This is a genomic window from Cloacibacillus sp. An23, from assembly GCF_002159945.1.
Lineage (GTDB): Bacteria > Synergistota > Synergistia > Synergistales > Synergistaceae > Caccocola.
Map to the genome: position 1 here is coordinate 107,132 of NZ_NFJQ01000004.1, position 18,329 is coordinate 125,460.

The window sequence follows — 18,329 nt, forward strand, 5'->3', positions numbered from 1 at the left end:
AAACGCCGCCGGCCGCACCTTGCGTCCGCAGTTTCGCGCGGGCGCTAAAAAGCCGCCGAGCATATCATGCGCGGCGGCTTTGCGTGTTTCGTCAGTCTCGTTATGCGCGCGGCTTACTGCGTCACGAGCGGAAGGTCGGGATTGCCGGCCCAGGCTTGGAAGCCCGCGTCGTAGCTCTGGCTCTTCTGGAAGCCAGCGTAGCGCAGGAGCATCGTGACGAAGGCGGAGCGGACTCCAGCCGTATCGTAGACGACTATTTCCGTGTCTGTGGTTATTCCGTAAGGCGCCAGCAGAGCGGCGACTTCCTCCGCGCTCTTGAAGTGTCCCTGCTCGGTGACGAAGTTTTCACGCGATATATTGATCGCTCCGGGGAGGTGTCCGGCGCGCTTTTCCTGGAACGGGCGTATCTTGCCGTTGTATTCAGGCTGAGTGCGCACGTCGATGATCGCGAGGCCGGGCTTGCCGAGGTTGTCGTTTATCCACTGGGTCGTCGCCGTGTAATTGGGAACGTATTTCTGTATGGAGAAGGCTACGGTCTGGTTCTTGACCTTGTTCTTCGCAAGCTGTCCGCCGGCCGCCTTCCACGCGCCTATGCCGCCTTCGAGTATCTTCGCGTTCTTGATTCCGGCCTGGCGGAGTATCCAGAGGGTCCATCCGCTCTGTCCCCAGCCGCCTGCGTCGCAGTAGGCGACGACGGTTTTCTTGCCGTTTATTCCGAGAGCGCCTATGCGCTTCGCCATCGTCGCCTCGGGCCAGATGACTCCCCACTGTTCGGATCCCTGCTTCGCGTTCATGTTCGCGAAGTAGGTCCACGGAGCGTTGACGGCTCCGGGGATGTGTCCGCCGAGGTAGAGGCTCTCGGGGCGCGAGTCTACGAGCACGACGTTCTTGATGTTGGTTTTAAGCCAGTCGGCGCTGACGAGTATGCTCTCTCTCGTCTCTGCCGCTCCGGCCTGCATAGCCGACGGGTTCAGAGGCCTGCCGGCCGGGACCTCGGCTGTCGCCGCGGCGGGTGCGGCGGGCTGAGCCTCAACGGCCGAAGGTATCTGGACCGTCTTGGCGGGAGCAGCCGGAGCCTCGGGCTGCGCTTCGCTTTCAGCGGCGGGCTGCGGCGCTTCGTCCCCGGCGTCCGACGCTTCGGTCGCGGCCTCTTCCTGCTGCGTCGCCGCGACTACGCCTCTATTGTTGCCGGCGTCGCCGGCCGCCTGGGCGGCCTTAGCCGCCTCCTCGCGTACTATCTGGTCGACCGCGGCCGCGGCCGGATTGGGAGCAGCGGGTTCGGCGGGCTGCTGCTGCGCGGACTGTTCGGGCTGCGCCGCGGGCGCGCTCTCTTCGGCCGCCGGGGCTTTTTCCTCGGCTTTGTCCTCAGAGACCGCTCCGCCGGTCTTTTCCTGGTTCGTCGCTTTGAACGCGTTTATCTGCGCCATTATCGAGTTCGCGCCGTCGTCCTCGGCCGCGAGCGCGAACTGCGAGCCTCCGGCTATCATCGACGCGGCGAGCATCAGCGTTAGGAGTTTCTTCATGTTACCAGTCCTTTCTTTTCATTCCCGGCCTGCGCCGGATTTTTTCGTTTCCGCCGTACGCGGGGATTATAGCACAGTAATTTGTGAGTTTTATGGAAGCTACTTCCAGTTGTCGTATATCCACTGCGCCGCGCGGCGCGCCTCGTTGAACTCCCCGGCTTCTCCGCCGCCGCGGCTTCCGCCGTCGCGTCTGAGCCGGAGCCAGTCGCCGTACTCCACGAGGACGCCGCCGTGCGCGAAGTGGTCGAAGACGAGGTCGAACTTCGGTATGCCCCAGAGCATGTCCGGGCGTATCGCGCCGGCGCCGACCAGCGCGGATGTGGCACGCTGCAAAAAGCTCTTTATCCCCTTTTTATGTCCGACGCGGAGGAGCACGGCGCGGTGCCCGCCCGTTATCGTCTCTGACACCATATTGACGGAGTCCTCGGTGCAGAATACTTCCGTAGAGAATCCGAGCATCGCGGGGATGGGGTTGAAGGCGTCCTCCGACGCTATCAGCAGATATTTGACGCAGGGCGAGTGCGAGGCGAGCGTCTTTACCATTTTCGACGCCGCGTCGCTCGTGCGGCGCGAGGTCGTTATGAAGACGTCGGCCCCGGCGTGCTGCGCAAGGTTAAGTATCTGTCCGATCTGCTTTTTCACCCATTCGGCGCTTATCTCGTAGTTAGCGTCGTCGCCGCCTATCAGCACAGACCATCTTTCCGGCGCGTCGGACGGATGGGCCGCGAGCAGCTCCTCCGCCTCTTTTTTGAGATTTTCTTTTATGACGTTGTTCGGCGAGCCGAGAGTGACGAAAACGTTCGGCTTGCGCTCGGGGTAGTCGTGTTCCGGCACTATCGCGAAGTCGAAGGGCTCGGTGCCGAGGACGCTCGGCGTCATTATCGTCGCGCAGGCGCAGCGCCAGATGTAGCCGAGCGCTATGTTATAGGGAGCTGGCGCGCTTCCGGCGGAGAGTATCAGAGCCGTGCCGGAGCCCTCCTGCACGCCGCGCTCTGCGAACCATTGTCCCACGCGGCGTATCAGCTGCTCGCCTCCGTTAGCGGAGAGCCAGTCGCGCGCGTCGCGCCTCGTGCCGCCGAGCAAGGCCTTCGACGACGATTTCGCGCGCGCTTTAGCCGCCCCCGTCAGGACAGGGACTTCGGCTTCAAGGACTTCGGCGCCGGTGAGCTTCGAGAGCCAATAGGCTACGCCGCGGCTCTGGTTGACGTGTCCGCGGATGCCTTCGCTGAGTATGACGATCACCTTGAGCGCGTCGCCGGGCTTCATTTTTCTTCGTTCTTCCTCTGCGCGAATATCCTGCGCGCTTCTTCAAGGTCTTCGAGCGTGTTTACGTTCGGCCCTTCCGACGGATATTTCGTCGGGATTACCGCCATCGAGTAGCCGTGTTCGAGGATGCGGAGCTGTTCGAGGCTCTCCGTCTGCATCAGCGGCGTCGGCGGCAGCGCGACGAATTTGAGCAGAAATTCTTTCGTGAAGGCGTATATGCCGAGGTGTTCCCACACAGGGCAGCCGGCCGAATTTCTCGGATACGGTATCGGCGAGCGGCTGAAGTAGAGCGCGCGCCCGTTCTGCGCGCGGACTACCTTGACGATGTTCGGATTGCGGAAATCCTCTTCGTTCGTTATCGGCACGCAGACCGTCGCCGAGTCCGCGTCCGGGTCGGCTATGAGGCCGTGCGCTAGCTCGCCGAGCATTCGCGGGTCGAGCATAGGCTCGTCTCCCTGTATGTTGATTACGTAGTCCGTGTCGATTTTCGCGGCTATCTCGGCCGCGCGGCTCGAGCCGTCTGGATGGTCCGCGCGCGTCATGGCGACGTCGCCGCCGAATTTTTCCGCGGCGTCGTATATCCTGTGGTCGTCGGTCGCGATTATGACGCGGAAGAAGACGCCGGACGCGCATGCGCGGCGGTAGACGTGTTCGAGCATCGTCTTGCCGCCTATTTCGAGAAGCGGCTTTCCGGGAAGGCGCGACGACGCGTAGCGCGCGGGGATGACTCCGAGTATTTTAGGCTGGGTCATCTTAGCGCGCGGCTTTCCATTCGCGGAACTTCCGCAGCATCTTGTCGCGGTCGAGCGGGCGGACGTTTTTCACTATCCACTCGCGCATCGCTTTGCCGTCCTCCGTCTCCTGCTTGTAGCTCATGAAGGAGAGCTCTATGCCGAGGGCGTCCGCTATGCGCAGAGCGAAGACGGGCCATATCATGCCGATGTCTCCGATGACCGGCAGGCTCCCTTCGTGGCGCGCGAAGGCGGACATTTCCATGCGGAACGGGATTTTCGAGATTTTCGTCTTGGGCAGCCCCTTGTCGATGGCCTCCTGTATCATCGCGCTCGACTTCTGGAGGTCCTGCGCACGGCGCAGGTTCTCGTCGAGGTCGAAGCGGACGAGCGTCTTGTTTTTCAGGCTGTATACGCGCTGTCCCTGCCACCACGACCAGATGCCGTGGCCGGTGTATGTCTCGAACGGGCCGTCGTGTATCTCCTGCGTGAGCGCGACCGCAGACTCGATTATCACGTCGGCGGAGCCGAGCATGTCCGCGATGCGGCGTGAGCGCTCCGCTACCGGGATACTGTCGCCGACGGAGAGGCCGATGTGTCCGCCGCCGACCATCTGCGGTATTGTGACGAGCACGGGGACGCCGCGCTCCGCGCCGGCGCCGAGCATCGTGCGCGGGTCGCAGCCCCAGCCGGCGACGGTCTCGAAGGGCAGGCCGCACTGGCGGCAGAGCGAGAGTATCTCCTCCGCGAGCTTCTCCGTGCGAAGCCCCATCGGGTAGGCCATGTTCGCCGCGGCCTTGATGACCATGTGCCCCTCCGCGTCGTGACGCTTGGCGAGCAGTTCGCGGTCGAGTATCATTTCTTTTGAAAGTTCGCCGAGCTCTTCGTCGCTCATATCGGTGAACTCAAAGACGTTGCCGCGCGGCATTTTCTCCTCGTCCATGCCGAGCTGCGCCGCGCCGCACATCTTGACGCGGTCAAGCGCGCCGCCCATCTCATGGTTTACGACGGCGGAGCTGGTCGTTACGCCGTCGACGACGCCCTTGCTTATAAGTTCGGCTATCAGCGTCGTCACGCCCTCGTGGAGGTTCGGGCCGCTGCCCGTGACCACCGCAACTTTGCCGCCTCTTCTCTTGGCTTCGACGACTTTCTCCACCGCCGCGTCGAGAGCCTCGCGCGAACGTTCGTCAAGTCCGTTGTAAAACTCTTCTATAAGTCCGCGGTTTATCGTCATTATGTCTCCTCCACTTCTGCTCAGAGATATTTTTTTATGATTTCCCACGTGCGCGCCGAAGCGCCGCGCGATTTGTCAAAGTATTCGCGGCTCAGCGCGAGCCATTTTTCGCGCCCGCCGTCCCCTTCGCCGGCGATTTCGAGCCAGACGCGCGCGAGGCCGCGCTCGTCCGCCACCTGCGAGGCCGCGCCCATAGCCAGAAAGGCGCGCGACGCCTGCGCGAAATCCTCCATGTGCGGCCCGTACTGGACGGGCACCCCCCACGAGAAAGGCTCCAGGATGTTCTGCCCGCCTTTGTCGGCGAAGCTGCCGCCGACGAACGCGGCGCGCGCCGTGCCGTACAGGTCGAACAGCACGCCTATGCGGTCTATTATCAGCACATCCCAACCGGCGGTCAAGTTTGAGAACATCGCGAGCTTCAACTCCGGCGGCACGAGCGACGCCACGGCCGCGGCGCGTTCGGGATGGCGCGGCGCTATGACAAGGCGCGCCTCGGGATGATCCTTCCGCAGTTCCGCGAAGGCGGCTATGACTTTTTCGTCCTCGCCGGTGTGCGTGCTCCCCGCGACGAATACTGGGCGCTCCGGCTCGCCAAGCTCTTCCGCGAGCCTGTCGCGCGCGGCTTCGTTTCTGCGCGCGAGCAGCGCGTCTACCTTGCCGTCGCCCATGACGAAAAGCTTTTCCTTCTCGACGCCGATGCGCGAAAGGCGTTCTCGGTCTTCTTCGTCGCGCAGGAAGAGCGAGGTAAAGAGCGAGTATGCGCCGCGAGCGAGCGGGCGTTTCACGCCGCCCTGCACACGCCCCCACGTCCTGTCCGATATGCGGCCGTTTATGAGGAACGCCGGAATACTGCGGCCGCGGCACTCCCACAGCATATTGGGCCACAGCTCCGTCTCCGCGGCCGCGAAGGCCGCGGGGCGCAGCGCGTCGAGCGCGCGAGAGACGAAGAGCCGCTTATCCCACGGATAGTAGACATGTACATCGTACAGCCCCCCGCCGAGCCGCTCCGCCATAGCCTTGCCGGTCTGAGTCGTCGTCGAGATGACGAAGGGGCCGTCCCATCCGTCCTCGCGCGCGGCTTTGATGAAAGGCACGGCGGCCTGCACCTCGCCGACCGATACCGCGTGGACCCACACGGGGCGGCGGCCGCGCAGCGCGGCGAGCTTCTCCTCCGGGATGAGCCCCTGACGCTCGTCGTTGCCCTCGGTGTATTTCGCCTTGAGCTTTTTATGCGAGAGCGCGAAGAATATATCTATCGCGGCTCCGTAGACGCTCCGCAGCAGGGACAGCTACGCCACCCCCGCCTTGAGTATCTCGTGGATGTGTACCATGCCGACGGGACGGTTGTCTTTATCAACGACGATGAGGGCCGAGACCTCCCACTGCTCGACGATGCGCACCGCTTCGACAGCGAGGCTGTCGGGAGATATCACGCGCGGGTGGGTCGTCATAGCCTCGGAGACCGGATGTTCCAGCCCTTCTACGCCGTTTTTCTCAATGAAGCGGCGCAGGTCTCCGTCTGTGAAGACGCCGACGAGTTCTCCGCCGTCGCCGACGATGGCCGTCGCGCCGTAGCCCTTGCTCGTGATATCGAATATCGCGTCGCGGACGCGCGCGTGGACGTTCGTGAGCGGCAGCTTGTCGCCGCTGCCCATGAGGTCGCGCACGCGGAGCAGCAGGCGCTTGCCGAGCGAGCCGCCCGGATGGAAGAGAGCGAAGTCTTCCTTCTGGAGGCCGAGCAGCAGCGTCGCCATGCCCGCGACTGCGTCGCCTATCGCCATCTGGAGCGTCGTGCTGCTCGTCGGGGCGAGGCCGAGCGGGTCGGCCTCGGCATCGACGTGGCTGTTGAGCACCACGTCCGCCTCGCGTGCGAGCGACGACTCGGGATTGCCGGTGACGGCGATTATCGGCGCGCCGATCCTTTTGAAATAAGGGATGATGTCTATGAGTTCGTGAGTCTCGCCGCTGTTGCTGAGGAAGTAGCCTACGTCCTCGCGGCAGACCATGCCGAGGTCGCCGTGCGCGCCTTCGGTCGCGTGCAGGAAGAAGGCCGGGACTCCGAGCGACGCGAAGGTCGCGGCGCTCTTGCGCCCGACGTGCCCCGATTTGCCGAGCCCGGTCACGACTACGCGCCCTCCGCAGCGGCTGACTAAGTGCGCAGCCTTGACTATCTCGTCGCCGAGACGCCCCGCCGCGGCCTCGAGCGACGCGGCCTCCTTGCGCAGTATCTCGCGCCCGGTCTTTATCAGCTCTTCGTTGGAAATTTTCTTCTCTTCGCGTTCGTATGGAAGATTCATCGGCTATTCCTCCGCCCAGTCGAGCCGCGAGAAGCCTAGCTCCCCGCGCGCTGTTTTGTCTATTTCGTATGTCTGGCGCAGAACTTCGCGCACTTTGGCGAGCGGTATCGAGTTCGGCCCGTCGCACTTGGCGCGGTCCGGCTCCGGATGTACCTCCATGAACAGCGCGTCGATGCCTATCGCAGCCGCCGCGCGTATCAGCGGCAGGACGAACGAACGGTCGCCTCCGCTGCACGTCCCTTTGCCTCCGGGCTTCTGCACGCTGTGCGTCGCGTCGAACATGACGGGGACGCCGAGCGAGCGCATGACCGGCAGCGAGCGGAAGTCCACCGAAAGCTCATGATAGCCGAACTCCGTGCCGCGCTCGCAGAGTATCACGTCCTCGCAGCCGCTCTCGCGGCATTTGCCGAGCACCGAGGCCATGTCCTCGGGGGCCATGAACTGCGCCTTCTTCACATTGAGCGGCTTCCCCGTGCGGCTCGCCGCCGCGAGCAGGTCCGTCTGGCGGCAGAGGAAGGCCGGTATCTGGATGAGATCGACGTGCTTCGCGGCGGCCTCGGCCTGCCACGGCTCGTGAACGTCCGTGACGACGGGGACTCCGGCCTCGCGCCCTATCGCGGAGAGCCACTCGAGCCCCTTCTCTATGCCGGGGCCGCGGTAGCTCTTTATCGAAGTCCGGTTCGCCTTGTCGAAGGAAGCCTTGAATATATAGCCGAAGCCGAATTCGGCGCAGTATTCCTTCATCGTCTTCGCGATCATGAGCGCCTCTTCGTAGGTGTCGAGCACGCACGGACCAGCGGCGACGGCAAGCGTTCCACCTCCGACGGAGACGTTTCCAACCTTAACAACTCTTACGCTATTTGAGTCGGACACCTTCATCAGCTCCTTCGCCTTTCGTTTCTTTTTCTCCGAGTGAATCGAGATATTTCTTATATTTTTCATAGACGCTGCAGCGGGCGTCCCAGCCCAGCTCCGCCGCGCAGTATTCCACGACGTTGTCGAGCGCGCCCATGCGCCCGAGGTTCTTTATCCCGGCCTCCTGCATCGAGCGGCGCAGCTCCGGGTCGGTGAGTATGCGCTCCGCGGCCGCCGCGAGCTCCGCCGGTTCAGCGGGCACGAGTACCTCCGCGTCGCGCAGCAGCTTTTTCTGGCGCAGCTTGCCGCGCTCTATTATCGAGACGACCGGCACGCCGAGCCCGGCGCAGAGCTGATTCGCAGTACCGCCGAGCCCTATCAGCAGCTCCGCGCCGTAGGCCGCCGCCGCGACCGGCGCGCGGCATATCGCGACCGACGCCGCGACCGACGAAAGTGTGAGGCCGTCTTCCGACAGCTTCCAGCCGTCAAGGCTTTCCGTCATTTTCTTCAAATCTATCGTCGGCGCGGGCACCATGACGAAGCAGCACTCCATACGGGAGGCGAGCAGCGTCACTGTGTCGAGCACGAGTTTTATGTCTTCATAGGCGCGCGGGCGGCTGCCGGGCAGCAGCAGTATCTTGAAGCCCTCGCCGTTCCACGCGAAGGCCGGCTCGTTCGTCTCGTCGAGAAGGTCCATTATCGGATTGCCCTGAAAGACGGCCGGCACGCCGGCGGCGACGAGCTCGCGCGCCGTCTCCTCGTCGCGCGTCCAGACGAGGATGCAGCGGCGGCGCATGAGCCATTTCTCGATGCGCATGTGGCCGTTAAGGTGGACGGACTTCGCAGTAGCGACGAAGAGCGGCTTCATGCCCTGCCCCCACAGCACGCTGAGAAGCAGGTAGACGTCGCCGACGCATATAGGAGTGCGGTATTTGCCGTAGAGCTCGCGCATCTTCTTCATCTGGCGGCGTATCGCGCCGCCGAGCCCGTGGCGCACGTCGCTCACGAGGTCGCGCAGGTGGTACTTCACGACGCCGCCGCTCGGCATCTCCGCCGGCGGCGAAACGACGTTTATTCCGTTCATCGTGTAAGGCTTGCCCGAGCCGACGAGAGCGAAGGCGTCCACTCTCGCGCTCGGAAAGCGAGCCTTGAGCTTCTTCGCAAGCACGACACCCATCGCATCCTCGCCGTTGCCGTTCGAGGCGACGAGAAACGCCGGGCGCAGCTTTTCGAGAATTTTCCTGCGGAAGCCGAGCGGGTCGCGCAGCGAGACCTTTATGCACGGGACGTAAAGCGGAAGGTTCAGGCTCAGCTTCCTCGGCATGTTCGCGAGGTCCTTCTCCGTGCATACGAAGCCGTCCGCGCCGGTCGCTGCGGCGAGGCGTTCGAGCTCCGCTATCTCGTTTTCCGTGAGTATGTGGTGGTCGCGGTAGGTGCGGCGCTCGGCCACGGCGACGCCGAGCTCGTCGAGGAACTGATAGAAGCCGCCGGGATTGCCTATCGCGGATAACGCGATATATTTTCCGCGCGGGACGAAGCCCTCTTCATCGACGGCGTGCTCGCAGCCGCCGGCCTCGCGCGCCATCCACGACTCGAGTTTTATGTCCGCGACGAATATCTTGTCCTCCGTCACGTACGGCGAGATTTTTTCCTTGATTTCGTCTATCGCCTCGGGACGCGCCTGGTTCGCCTTCGTCAGCACGATTATGTCGGCGCGGCGGAATGCCGACATCGGCTCGCGCATCGACCCGGCCGGCAGCACCTGTCCGTTGCCGAACGGGCAGGTCGAGTCCACGAGCACGATGTCCACGTCGCGCCCCATCTTCCTGTGCTGAAAGGTGTCGTCCGTAACGGCGACCTCCGCGCCGAGCGAAGCGAGCAGCTTCACGCCCTCGATGCGCTTGCGCGAGACGACGACCTTCGCGTCGGGCAGACGGCGCGAGAGCATCAGAGGCTCGTCGCCCGCGAAATCGCGGCGCGTGCTTTTTTTATCCTGTCCTATCCATAGCGGCGGATGTTCCTTCGTCCTGTAGCCGCGGCTCACGAGGCCGGCCTTGATGCCGGCTTCGGCGAACTGGCGCACGACGTACTCAGCCATCGGAGTCTTGTTGGTGCCGCCGAAGCAGTTGTTGCCGATGCTCACGACGGGAAGCACCGGGTCGGCGACGGAGAATATCCCGCGCTTGTAAAAGCCTATGCGCAGCCTCATCCAGGCGCGCGTGACGAACTGGCAGGGCCAGAGGAAGCCCCACAGAGGTGAGCCGCCCTCGCCGCGCGCGTATTTAAGGTAGCTGCGAAGCAACTTAGACATTTTTTCTATTCCGCTTCCACGTGTTCGCCGGCCGTGAAGAGCCTGTAGTAGTGTCCGTGGAGCGCCACGAGCTCGTCGTGCGTGCCGGACTCCGTGATGAGGCCGTCGCGCAGCACGAATATCCTGTCCGCGTCGCGAATCGTCGAGAGCCTGTGAGCTATCACTATCGCGGTGCGCCCTTCCATCGCGTTGCGCATCGCCTCCTGCACCTGCTGCTCGACAAGCGCGTCGAGCGACGAGGTGGCCTCGTCCATTATCAGTATGCGCGGGTCGCGCACCACTGCGCGCGCTATCGCCACGCGCTGGCGCTGTCCGCCAGAGAGCGTCACGCCCCGCTCGCCGACCTCGGTGTCGAAGCCGCGCGGCAAAGAGGCGATGAAGTCGTAGATGCCCGCCATCTTCGCGGCGCGAATCATGTCGTCTTTGGTCGCGCCCTTAAATCCGTAGCAGATGTTGTAGGCAAGTGTCCCCTTCATCAGGACCGGGTCCTGCGGCACTACTCCTATCTGGCGGCGGTAAGATTTCAGCTCGAGGCCGCGGAGGTCAATGCCGTCGATCTTTATCGCGCCGCCCTGAGGGTCGTAGAAACGCATGACGAGGTCGGCGATCGTGGATTTGCCCGCGCCGGTTGGCCCGACTATAGCGATCTTCTCGCCGGGGCGTATCTCGAAGTTTATATCCCTGAGCACCTGCTTCGACTCGTCGTAGCTGAAACGCACGTCCTCGAACGTCACGCGTCCCTCCATCTTCGGGTGGACTATCGGATGTTCCGCGAGCGGCACTTCGTTCGCCTCGTCGAGTATTTCAAAGACGCGGTCGGCGGAGGCGACGCCCTGCTGTATCGTGCTGACGACTCGGCTGAGGACGCGCACGGGCTGGACGAGCAGGCCGACGTAGGTGCAGAAGGCTATGAGGCCGCCAGCGGTGAGCGAGCCGGCGATGACGCTGCGCCCGCCTATCCAGAGGATGAGCGCGAGCGCCGCTATGAGTATGACTTCGACGAAGCCCTCGAGTATGCCGCGCACCTGCGTGCCTTTCATCAGGGCTTTGAAGTGGAGGTTGCTCTCCTCCTCGAAGCGCTTATATTCTTCCTCTTCCGTCGCGAAGGCGCGGACTATGCGTATCGACGAGAGAGCCTCCTGCGCTATCGCCGCGACCATCGCGAGGCGCTCCTGTATGACGGAGCCGACGCGGCGCAGCTTAGACGCCGCCTTGTCTATGACGAGGACTGCGACCGGGATTATCGTGAAGGTCGCGAGCGTGAGCTTCCAGTTGAGGAAGAGCAGCAGCCCGATGATGCCGACGAAGGTGACGCCCTGCACGACGAAATCGACGATGACGCTGCCGAGAATATTCTGGAGCGTAGCAACGTCGTTCGTGATGCGCGATAGGAACTCGCCCGAGCGCTTTTTGTAGAGCGTCAGCAGCGAGAGACGCTGCGTGTGGTCGTAGAGCTCGAGCCTTATGTCTATGACGACCTTCTGCCCGACCCACGTCATCAGGTAGAGGTTGATGTAGGCGAAGACCGCCTTGAGTATATAGAGTACTACTACGCCGACGCAGAGGACGTTCAGCATGTAGAGTTTTTTCTGAATGAGCACGTCGTCTACGACGTTCTTGATGAGCCACGGCGGGATGATGCCGAATATCGCGGAGAGCACCATACACATCACCGCGTAGGCGAGGCGCTTCTTATAAGGCAGGCAGTACTTCAGAAGACGGACGTACGACTGCCATTCTTCTTTCTTCGCAAGGTTCAGGCTCATGCCGGGGCCCCCGTTATGCGGGCGCACCAGAAGTCGTATACGCCCTCTTCGCCGAGCGTCGCGCGCGCGCGTTCCATTACCTCGCGCGTCCTTCCGCGCAGGCCGTTCCTGTCCTCGAGCCACGCGAGCGCCGCGTCGGTAAGGTTGCCGGCGGTCGCCTTCTCCTGCAAAAGCTCGGGGAACAGCTCGCATCCGGCCAAAATGTTAGCCATCGCGTAATATTTGGTCTTTATCACGCAGCGCGCGACGAAGGCCGAGATCGGGTTGAGCCTGTAGGTCACGACCATATAGAGGCGGCGCAGCAGCGCTTCGACCGTTATCGTGCCGCTCGCGCCGACCGCACACTCGGCGGCCTCCATGAGGTCGCCTCCGGGGCCGTCGTAGTAAAGTATATTTTTTTCTTTGAAGCGCGCTATCACTTCGTCGCGCACGGCGTGGTTCAGCCCGGGCGCGACGGAGAAGACAGGGCGCCATCCGGCGGCGCCGAGCGCGGCGGCGGACTCTTCCATTATCGGAAGCAGCGTCTTTATCTCGCTTCTGCGGCTTCCGGGAAGGAAGGCGACGAGCCGGCCCGGCTCGTAATCGAAGCCGAGCTCCGCCCCTTTCGCGCGGTGGTTGTACTCCTCGAGAAGCGGGTGGCCGCGCCATGCGCTCGCGCAGCCGCGCGAAAGCAGATATTCGTGTTCAAATTTGAACAGCGGCAGGCATTCGTCCACGTCGCGGCGGAGGTCGTCCGCGCGTCCGCTGCGCCATGCCCAGACGGTGGGCGGCGAGATGTAGAATATTTTTCCGCGGTAGCCGCGCGCGCGGAGCTTCGCTATCAGCCTCATGTGGTAGTCGGGGCTGTCGCATACGACGACCGCCTCGGGCGCGCGTTCCATTATGCGCTCGACCATCTCGCGGCGCAGCGCGAGTATCGACGGTATCGCGGAGAAGACCTCGGTCAGACCGAGAAGCTGAAGCCGCTCGCCGTCCCATTCGGAGCGGATGCCGGCCTTCCGCGACTCCATACCGCCCATGCCCCATATATCCCCGGCGTAGCCGCGTTCGCGCAGCCTGATCGCGAGGCGCGCCGTGTAGTGGTCGCCGGAGGCTTCGCCGGAGCTTATAAAGACCGACAAACTTCCACTCCTATCACGGCGATGCGCTCGCGTTCGGCGACGCGCGCGAATTCCTCGGGATTGAGTATCAGCGTCCAGCCGGCGTGCAGAGCGAGGCAGGTTAGCTTCGCCTCCGCCATGTGCATCAGAGTGTCGGGGCCGACGGTCGGGATGTCGTAGCGTTCGTCCTGGTCGAGGCGCATCATCTTTGCGACGGTGCCGCCTTTGCAGAGCGAGCCGGCGCGCAGCAGTGTAGCGTCGGTGCCTTCCATCGCCTCCACCGCGATGACCGAGCGCTTGTGTACTATGACCGTCTGCCCGAACGAGAGCGGCACGACCTTTTTGCAGATGTCGAAGCCGTACTCCGCGTCGTCGAGCTCCTCGCGCGTCGGCGCGCGCCCGGCGATGCGCCCTTTCTTCGCGAGAAGGTCGGGGATTATGTCGCGGTAGCTCAGCACGCGGAAGCCCTGCTTTTCCAGAAAATCGACGATCGCGCCGAGTATAGAATGGTCGTCGCGGAAAACGAGGCTCGCGAGGAAGCGCTGCGTCATAAGGTCGAAGAGCGACGGCTTGAAGACGAGCGTCTTCGAGACGGTTCCGGCCATTATGATGTCCTTGACGCCGCGTTTTTTCATATCGTTTATCGTGAAGCCGAAGTCCGGCTTCGTTATATTCACGACGTCGAGCGCGTACTTCGACAGCTCGCCTATCTGCTCTCTTATCGAGTAGACGACCGGCGGCGTTCCCTGATCCGTCAGCCGGCTTGCGATGACGACGGGAAGAAGTCCTTCTCCGGCGACTAGAGCTATCTGGTTTTCCACAATCATACCTCCCGGGCGGTTTGCGAAGGAGCTTCCGCTCCTTTTATTATTCTCACGCCGAAACGTCCGGCGCAGGCATTTTTTTGCAAAATGCCGGATTTACAATAGCTAAGTATAGCATAAAGCGCGCTCCGGACGCGCGCGGAAGTTTTTCTAACCGAGCGAGACGTCGAGGACCATCATGACGGCGAAGCCGATGAGGAAGCCGGTCGTCGCGAGGTCGCCGTTGCCCGAGGCCTGCGACTCCGGCACAGTCTCCTCGACGACGACGAAGATCATAGCCCCGGCCGCGAAGGCGAGCGCGAAGGGCAGCACGGGCCGCGCGGCCCATACGAGCAGAGCGCCAACAAAAGCGAAGACGGGCTCCACTATCGCGGAGAGCTGTCCGTAGAAGAAGGCGCAGGCGCGCGAAAGCCCCTCGCGGCGCAGCGGCATCGAAACGGCGAGCCCTTCGGGAAAGTTCTGCAGCCCCATGCCGAGCGCGAGGGCGGCCGCCCCGGCGAGCGTAGATTCCGGCATCGCGCCTATCGAGCCGAAGGCGACGCCGACGGCGAGACCCTCGGGAATGTTGTGCAGCGTTATCGCGAGCACAAGCAGAGTCGTGCGGCGCAGCGAAGAGGGCGGGCCGTCCGGCGCGGTCTCGGCCATCGCCGGATGCAGATGCGGCATAACCATGTCGAGCAGCCGCAGCGCTCCGCCGCCCGCGAGGAAGCCGAGCACGGGCGGGAGCCAGCCGGGATAGCCGAGCTCCTCGGAAATTTCTATGGCGGGCGCGAGCAGCGACCAGAAGCTCGCAGCAACCATGACGCCTCCCGCGAAGCCGAGCATCACGTCGAGCGTCCTCTGTCCCGGACGCTTAGCAAGAAAGACGCCCGCCGCGCCGAGAGCCGTGAAGCCCCACGTGAAGAGCCCGGCTATGAGCGCCCGCACCGGCGGCGACTGTTCCATGAAAAATTCCATCGGATACCTCCGTTCGTCAAAAACGATTTTAGCTGATTATATCGCAGAGCGCGCGCCGCGCGAAGCGGCGGGAAAAAGGCCGGAGCCGAGCCACGCTTCGCGCAGCGCGGAGACGGCGGCGTGAAGCTCGCCGGACGGCACGCCGGAGAAGACGAGCGCGACGGCGCCGTCCCACACTTCGACCGCCGCACCGCGCGCCGAGGCGAGGCGCGCCGCCTCGTCTGGATCGGCGCACGGCACGACTGCTGCGGTGTAGCTCTCGAGAATATGGAAATCTATGCCGCCGAAGGCCGAGCGCAGCTCCAAGGCGAGCATGCGGCTCTTGCGCAGATAGATTTTCCGGCAGCGGCGCAGATGGCGCTCGAGGCCGCCGCTTACGATGTATTCCGCGAGAGCGAGCTGCTCCGCCTTGCCGGCCGTCGGGTCGTATAGCTTCGCCGCCCCGGCGCAGCGCGCGGCGACAGCGCGCGGCATCGCCATGTAGGCGATGCGCACGGAAGGAAGCAGCATCTGTGAGAAGCTGCCGATGTAGACGGCGTTGTCCGGCGCCAGAGCCTGCGCCGCCGGAATAGGCCGCGCGCGCCAGCGCAGCTCGCCGTTGTAGTCGTCCTCAACGAGCAGCCTTCCTTCGCGCGCCCACGAGGCGAGCGCCTTGCGCCTCGCGTCAGCGCGCGCGAAAGACGATGCGGGCCGCTTCGAAGAAATTTCAAGAAAAAGCTCCGCTCCGCGCGCCGTCTCCGGCCCTTCGGCGCGCGTCACGCTCCATCCGCAGTCGCGCAGCACGCGCTCGCCCTGCTCGAAGCCCGGCTCAGCGACCGCGGCGCGCCCGGGGACGCCCAGCGCGCGGCACAAAATAAAAAGAAGCTGCTGTGTGCCCGAGGCGACGGCGATGTCCTCCGCGGAACTCTTCACGCCGCGGGCGCGGTAGGCGTAGGCCGCGAGCGCGCGGCGCAGCTCCGGCTCGCCCATCGGGTCGCCGCGCGAAATTATCTCGCCGCGCCGCTTGAGCGCGGAGCGCACGCACCTGCCCCACGCTTCTGCGTCGGCTGCCTCCGCGTCTATCGTTCCGAAGCGGAAGTCGAAGCGCGGCGCGGCCCCGTCCGCCTTCGTCCCCTCCTTCGGCTCTTCGGAGCGACGTGCGCGGCGCGCGACGAAGCAGCCGCTCTTCGGCACGCTCTCGGCCAGCCCTTCGACGATCAGCCGCGCGTAAGCGTTCTCGACAGGCGAACGGCTTACGGAGAGCGCCGCCGCAAGTTCGCGCACAGACGGCAGCTTCGCTCCGGCGGCAAGCGCCCCGCTCTCCGCCGCCTCCGCGAGCGAGCCGTAGATCTGTTTCCACACCGGCGTTTTTGAATTTTTATCGAGTTCTATAAAATCGGCGACCATTTCAGCGCTCCAATCTGTCATTGCAAAATCTTCAATATCTGGCCATTGATACAATGACAAGCATATTCTATAACAATGGCGCACGGCCGTGGAACTTCCACGAAAGGAACATAAACGATGACGGACTATGAAAACCGAGTGAAGCTGAACAGGGACCTCGCGCGTATGCTGCGCGGGGGCGTGATCATGGACGTGACTACGCCGGAGCAGGCGCGCGTCGCCGAAGAGGCCGGAGCCTGCGCGGTCATGGCGCTCGAGCGCGTGCCGGCGGACATACGGGCCGCGGGCGGAGTCGCGCGCATGAGCGACCCGAAGATGATAAAAGAGATACAGCGCGCCGTGTCCATCCCCGTCATGGCGAAGTGCCGCATCGGCCACATAACGGAGGCGCGCATACTCGAGGCGCTCGACATAGACTACATAGACGAGAGCGAAGTCCTGAGCCCCGCCGACGACGTTTACCACATAGACAAACGCGCCTTCCGCGTCCCGTTCGTCTGCGGCGCGCGCAATTTGTCGGAGGCGCTGCGCCGCATAGAGGAAGGAGCGGCTATGATACGCACGAAGGGCGAGCCGGGGACGGGCGACGTCGTGCAGGCTGTGCGCCACATGCGCGCGATGCGCGCGGAGATAGCGCGAGTGCTATCGCTGCGCGAGGACGAGGTATTCGAGGCGGCGAAGGAGATGCAGGTCCCGGCCGCGCGCCTTTTCGAGCTGCGCGAACTCGGCGGCCTGCCGGTAGTGAACTTCGCGGCCGGCGGCGTCGCGACTCCGGCCGACGCGGCTCTGATGATGACGCTCGGCGCGGAAGGAGTCTTCGTCGGCAGCGGAATCTTCAAATCCGGCGACCCGGCAAAGCGCGCGGCGGCGATAGTCAAGGCCGTGACGAACTACGAAAATCCGGAAATCCTCGCCGAAATATCAGAAGACCTCGGCGAAGCGATGGTGGGCACGAACGCGGACGAAATAGCTCTGCTCATGGCGGAGCGCGGAAAATGAGCCGTCCGCTCACTGTAGGCGTGCTCGCCGTGCAGGGGGCCTTCGCCGAGCACTGCGCGGCGCTGCGGCGCGCGGGCGCAAAGCCGCGCGAGATACGCGAAGCGCGCTCGCTCGAAGGGCTCGACGCCGTGATACTGCCAGGCGGTGAAAGCACCGCGCAGGGCCGCCTCATGCGCGAGTTCGGCATATTCGAGCCGCTGCGCGCCGCGATAGCGGGCGGCCTGCCCGTCTTCGGAACATGCGCGGGCATGATACTTCTCGCGAAAAACATAGAGAACGACGAACGGCGCCACCTCGCCGTGATGGACATAGCTGTGCGGCGCAACGGCTACGGACGGCAGCTCGCGAGCTTCGTCGCGCGCGGCGCGTTTGCCGGAATGGAAGATGTCGAGATGGTCTTCATCCGCGCGCCATATATCGCCTCGGCGGGGCCGAACGTCGAGATACTCGCCGAAACCGGCGGACGCGCCGTCGCCGCGCGCGAAGGGAACATGCTCGCCGCGGCCTTTCACCCGGAAATGACGGACGACCCGCGCGTACTCGAATATTTCCTCTCCATGGCGCGCGGATGAAATTCCTCCGGAGTGCTACAATTTAAGGGCATCGCATAAATCTTAAGGAGGAATGTTCAGCATGGACGAAGTCTACAAGTTTCTGAAGGAGAACCCGATCTTCTTCGTGGCGACGGAAGAGGGCGACCAGCCGCGCGTGAGGCCCTTCGGCGTCGTTTCGCAGTTCGAGGGCAGGCTCTACCTCCAGACCGGAAACGTCAAGCCGGTATTCAAGCAGATGATGGCGAACCCGAAGATAGAGCTCTGCGCGATGGGCAAGGACGGCAAGACGTGGCTCCGCGTAGCCGCCGAAGTCGTGCTCGACCCGAGAGTCGAGGCGCGCCGCCAGATGCTCGACGAGAACCCGATGCTGCGCAGCCTCTACTCCGAGGACGACGGGATAGGCGAAGTTCTCTGGCTCAAGAACGCGACGGCGACATTCAGCTCGATGGGCGGCGAGCCGCGCGTCGTGAAGTTCTAGCGAAATTTACGCAAATACGTAAAAAAGGGCGGAAGCGCGAAGCTCCGC

At 63.6% G+C, this 18,329-nt stretch carries 16 protein-coding genes; 3 read left to right on the forward strand and 13 right to left on the reverse strand.

Annotation, left to right across the window (positions count from 1 at the left end; translation table 11 throughout):
- Window positions 1–113 precede the first annotated feature (113 nt).
- The 13 genes from B5F39_RS04955 to B5F39_RS05015 form a co-directional block, all read right to left on the reverse strand.
- Entirely contained in the window at window positions 114–1,523 is a 1,410-nt protein-coding gene (locus tag B5F39_RS04955; protein ID WP_087364573.1) for a rhodanese-like domain-containing protein, read from the reverse strand.
- A gap of 99 nt (window positions 1,524–1,622) precedes the next feature.
- Window positions 1,623–2,789, reverse strand: a complete 1,167-nt coding sequence (locus B5F39_RS04960; protein ID WP_087364575.1) for an ELM1/GtrOC1 family putative glycosyltransferase — start codon at window positions 2,787–2,789, stop codon at window positions 1,623–1,625.
- Window positions 2,786–3,541 carry a 3-deoxy-manno-octulosonate cytidylyltransferase gene (gene kdsB / locus B5F39_RS04965; protein WP_087364576.1) on the reverse strand — a complete coding sequence of 252 codons (756 nt, stop codon included), beginning with the start codon at window positions 3,539–3,541 and terminating at the stop codon, window positions 2,786–2,788. Before kdsB ends, B5F39_RS04960 begins: the two co-directional genes overlap by 4 nt.
- Window position 3,542: 1 nt before the next feature.
- Window positions 3,543–4,754: a hypothetical protein gene (locus tag B5F39_RS04970; RefSeq protein ID WP_204245038.1), complete on the reverse strand. Its 1,212-nt coding sequence runs from the start codon at window positions 4,752–4,754 to the stop codon at window positions 3,543–3,545.
- A gap of 20 nt (window positions 4,755–4,774) precedes the next feature.
- Entirely contained in the window at window positions 4,775–6,043 is a 1,269-nt protein-coding gene (locus B5F39_RS04975; RefSeq protein WP_087364578.1) for a glycosyltransferase N-terminal domain-containing protein, read from the reverse strand.
- Entirely contained in the window at window positions 6,044–7,051 is a 1,008-nt protein-coding gene (locus B5F39_RS04980; protein WP_087364580.1) for a KpsF/GutQ family sugar-phosphate isomerase, read from the reverse strand.
- Between the two features lie 3 nt (window positions 7,052–7,054).
- Window positions 7,055–7,930 (reverse strand): 3-deoxy-8-phosphooctulonate synthase, encoded by an 876-nt coding sequence (gene kdsA / locus B5F39_RS04985; RefSeq protein WP_087364582.1) that lies wholly within the window; start codon window positions 7,928–7,930, stop codon window positions 7,055–7,057.
- A complete protein-coding gene (lpxK, locus tag B5F39_RS04990; RefSeq protein WP_087364584.1) occupies window positions 7,908–10,217 on the reverse strand; it encodes a tetraacyldisaccharide 4'-kinase in 2,310 nt (769 codons plus the stop codon). The genes kdsA and lpxK overlap by 23 nt, the downstream gene beginning before the upstream one ends.
- Window positions 10,218–10,222: 5 nt before the next feature.
- A complete protein-coding gene (locus B5F39_RS04995) occupies window positions 10,223–11,983 on the reverse strand; it encodes an ABC transporter ATP-binding protein (protein ID WP_087364585.1) in 1,761 nt (586 codons plus the stop codon).
- Window positions 11,980–13,104, reverse strand: coding sequence for a lipid-A-disaccharide synthase (locus tag B5F39_RS05000; protein ID WP_158095938.1), 1,125 nt, complete (start codon window positions 13,102–13,104; stop codon window positions 11,980–11,982). Before B5F39_RS05000 ends, B5F39_RS04995 begins: the two co-directional genes overlap by 4 nt.
- Entirely contained in the window at window positions 13,089–13,910 is an 822-nt protein-coding gene (lpxI, locus tag B5F39_RS05005) for a UDP-2,3-diacylglucosamine diphosphatase LpxI (protein ID WP_204245039.1), read from the reverse strand. Before lpxI ends, B5F39_RS05000 begins: the two co-directional genes overlap by 16 nt.
- Before the next feature lie 147 nt (window positions 13,911–14,057).
- Window positions 14,058–14,864, reverse strand: a complete 807-nt coding sequence (locus B5F39_RS05010) for a ZIP family metal transporter (RefSeq protein WP_087364590.1) — start codon at window positions 14,862–14,864, stop codon at window positions 14,058–14,060.
- 36 nt (window positions 14,865–14,900) lie between these two features.
- Entirely contained in the window at window positions 14,901–16,271 is a 1,371-nt protein-coding gene (locus B5F39_RS05015) for a PLP-dependent aminotransferase family protein (protein WP_087364592.1), read from the reverse strand.
- Window positions 16,272–16,367: 96 nt separating this feature from the next.
- On the opposite strand from B5F39_RS05015, the gene pdxS reads away from it, so the two are divergent.
- From pdxS to B5F39_RS05030, 3 genes are all read left to right on the forward strand, one after another.
- Window positions 16,368–17,249 (forward strand): pyridoxal 5'-phosphate synthase lyase subunit PdxS, encoded by an 882-nt coding sequence (gene pdxS, locus B5F39_RS05020; protein WP_087364593.1) that lies wholly within the window; start codon window positions 16,368–16,370, stop codon window positions 17,247–17,249.
- Window positions 17,246–17,821 (forward strand): pyridoxal 5'-phosphate synthase glutaminase subunit PdxT, encoded by a 576-nt coding sequence (gene pdxT, locus B5F39_RS05025; RefSeq protein WP_087364595.1) that lies wholly within the window; start codon window positions 17,246–17,248, stop codon window positions 17,819–17,821. The genes pdxS and pdxT overlap by 4 nt, the downstream gene beginning before the upstream one ends.
- A 61-nt stretch (window positions 17,822–17,882) precedes the next feature.
- Window positions 17,883–18,281, forward strand: a complete 399-nt coding sequence (locus B5F39_RS05030) for a pyridoxamine 5'-phosphate oxidase family protein (RefSeq protein WP_087364597.1) — start codon at window positions 17,883–17,885, stop codon at window positions 18,279–18,281.
- Window positions 18,282–18,329: the final 48 nt, after the last annotated feature.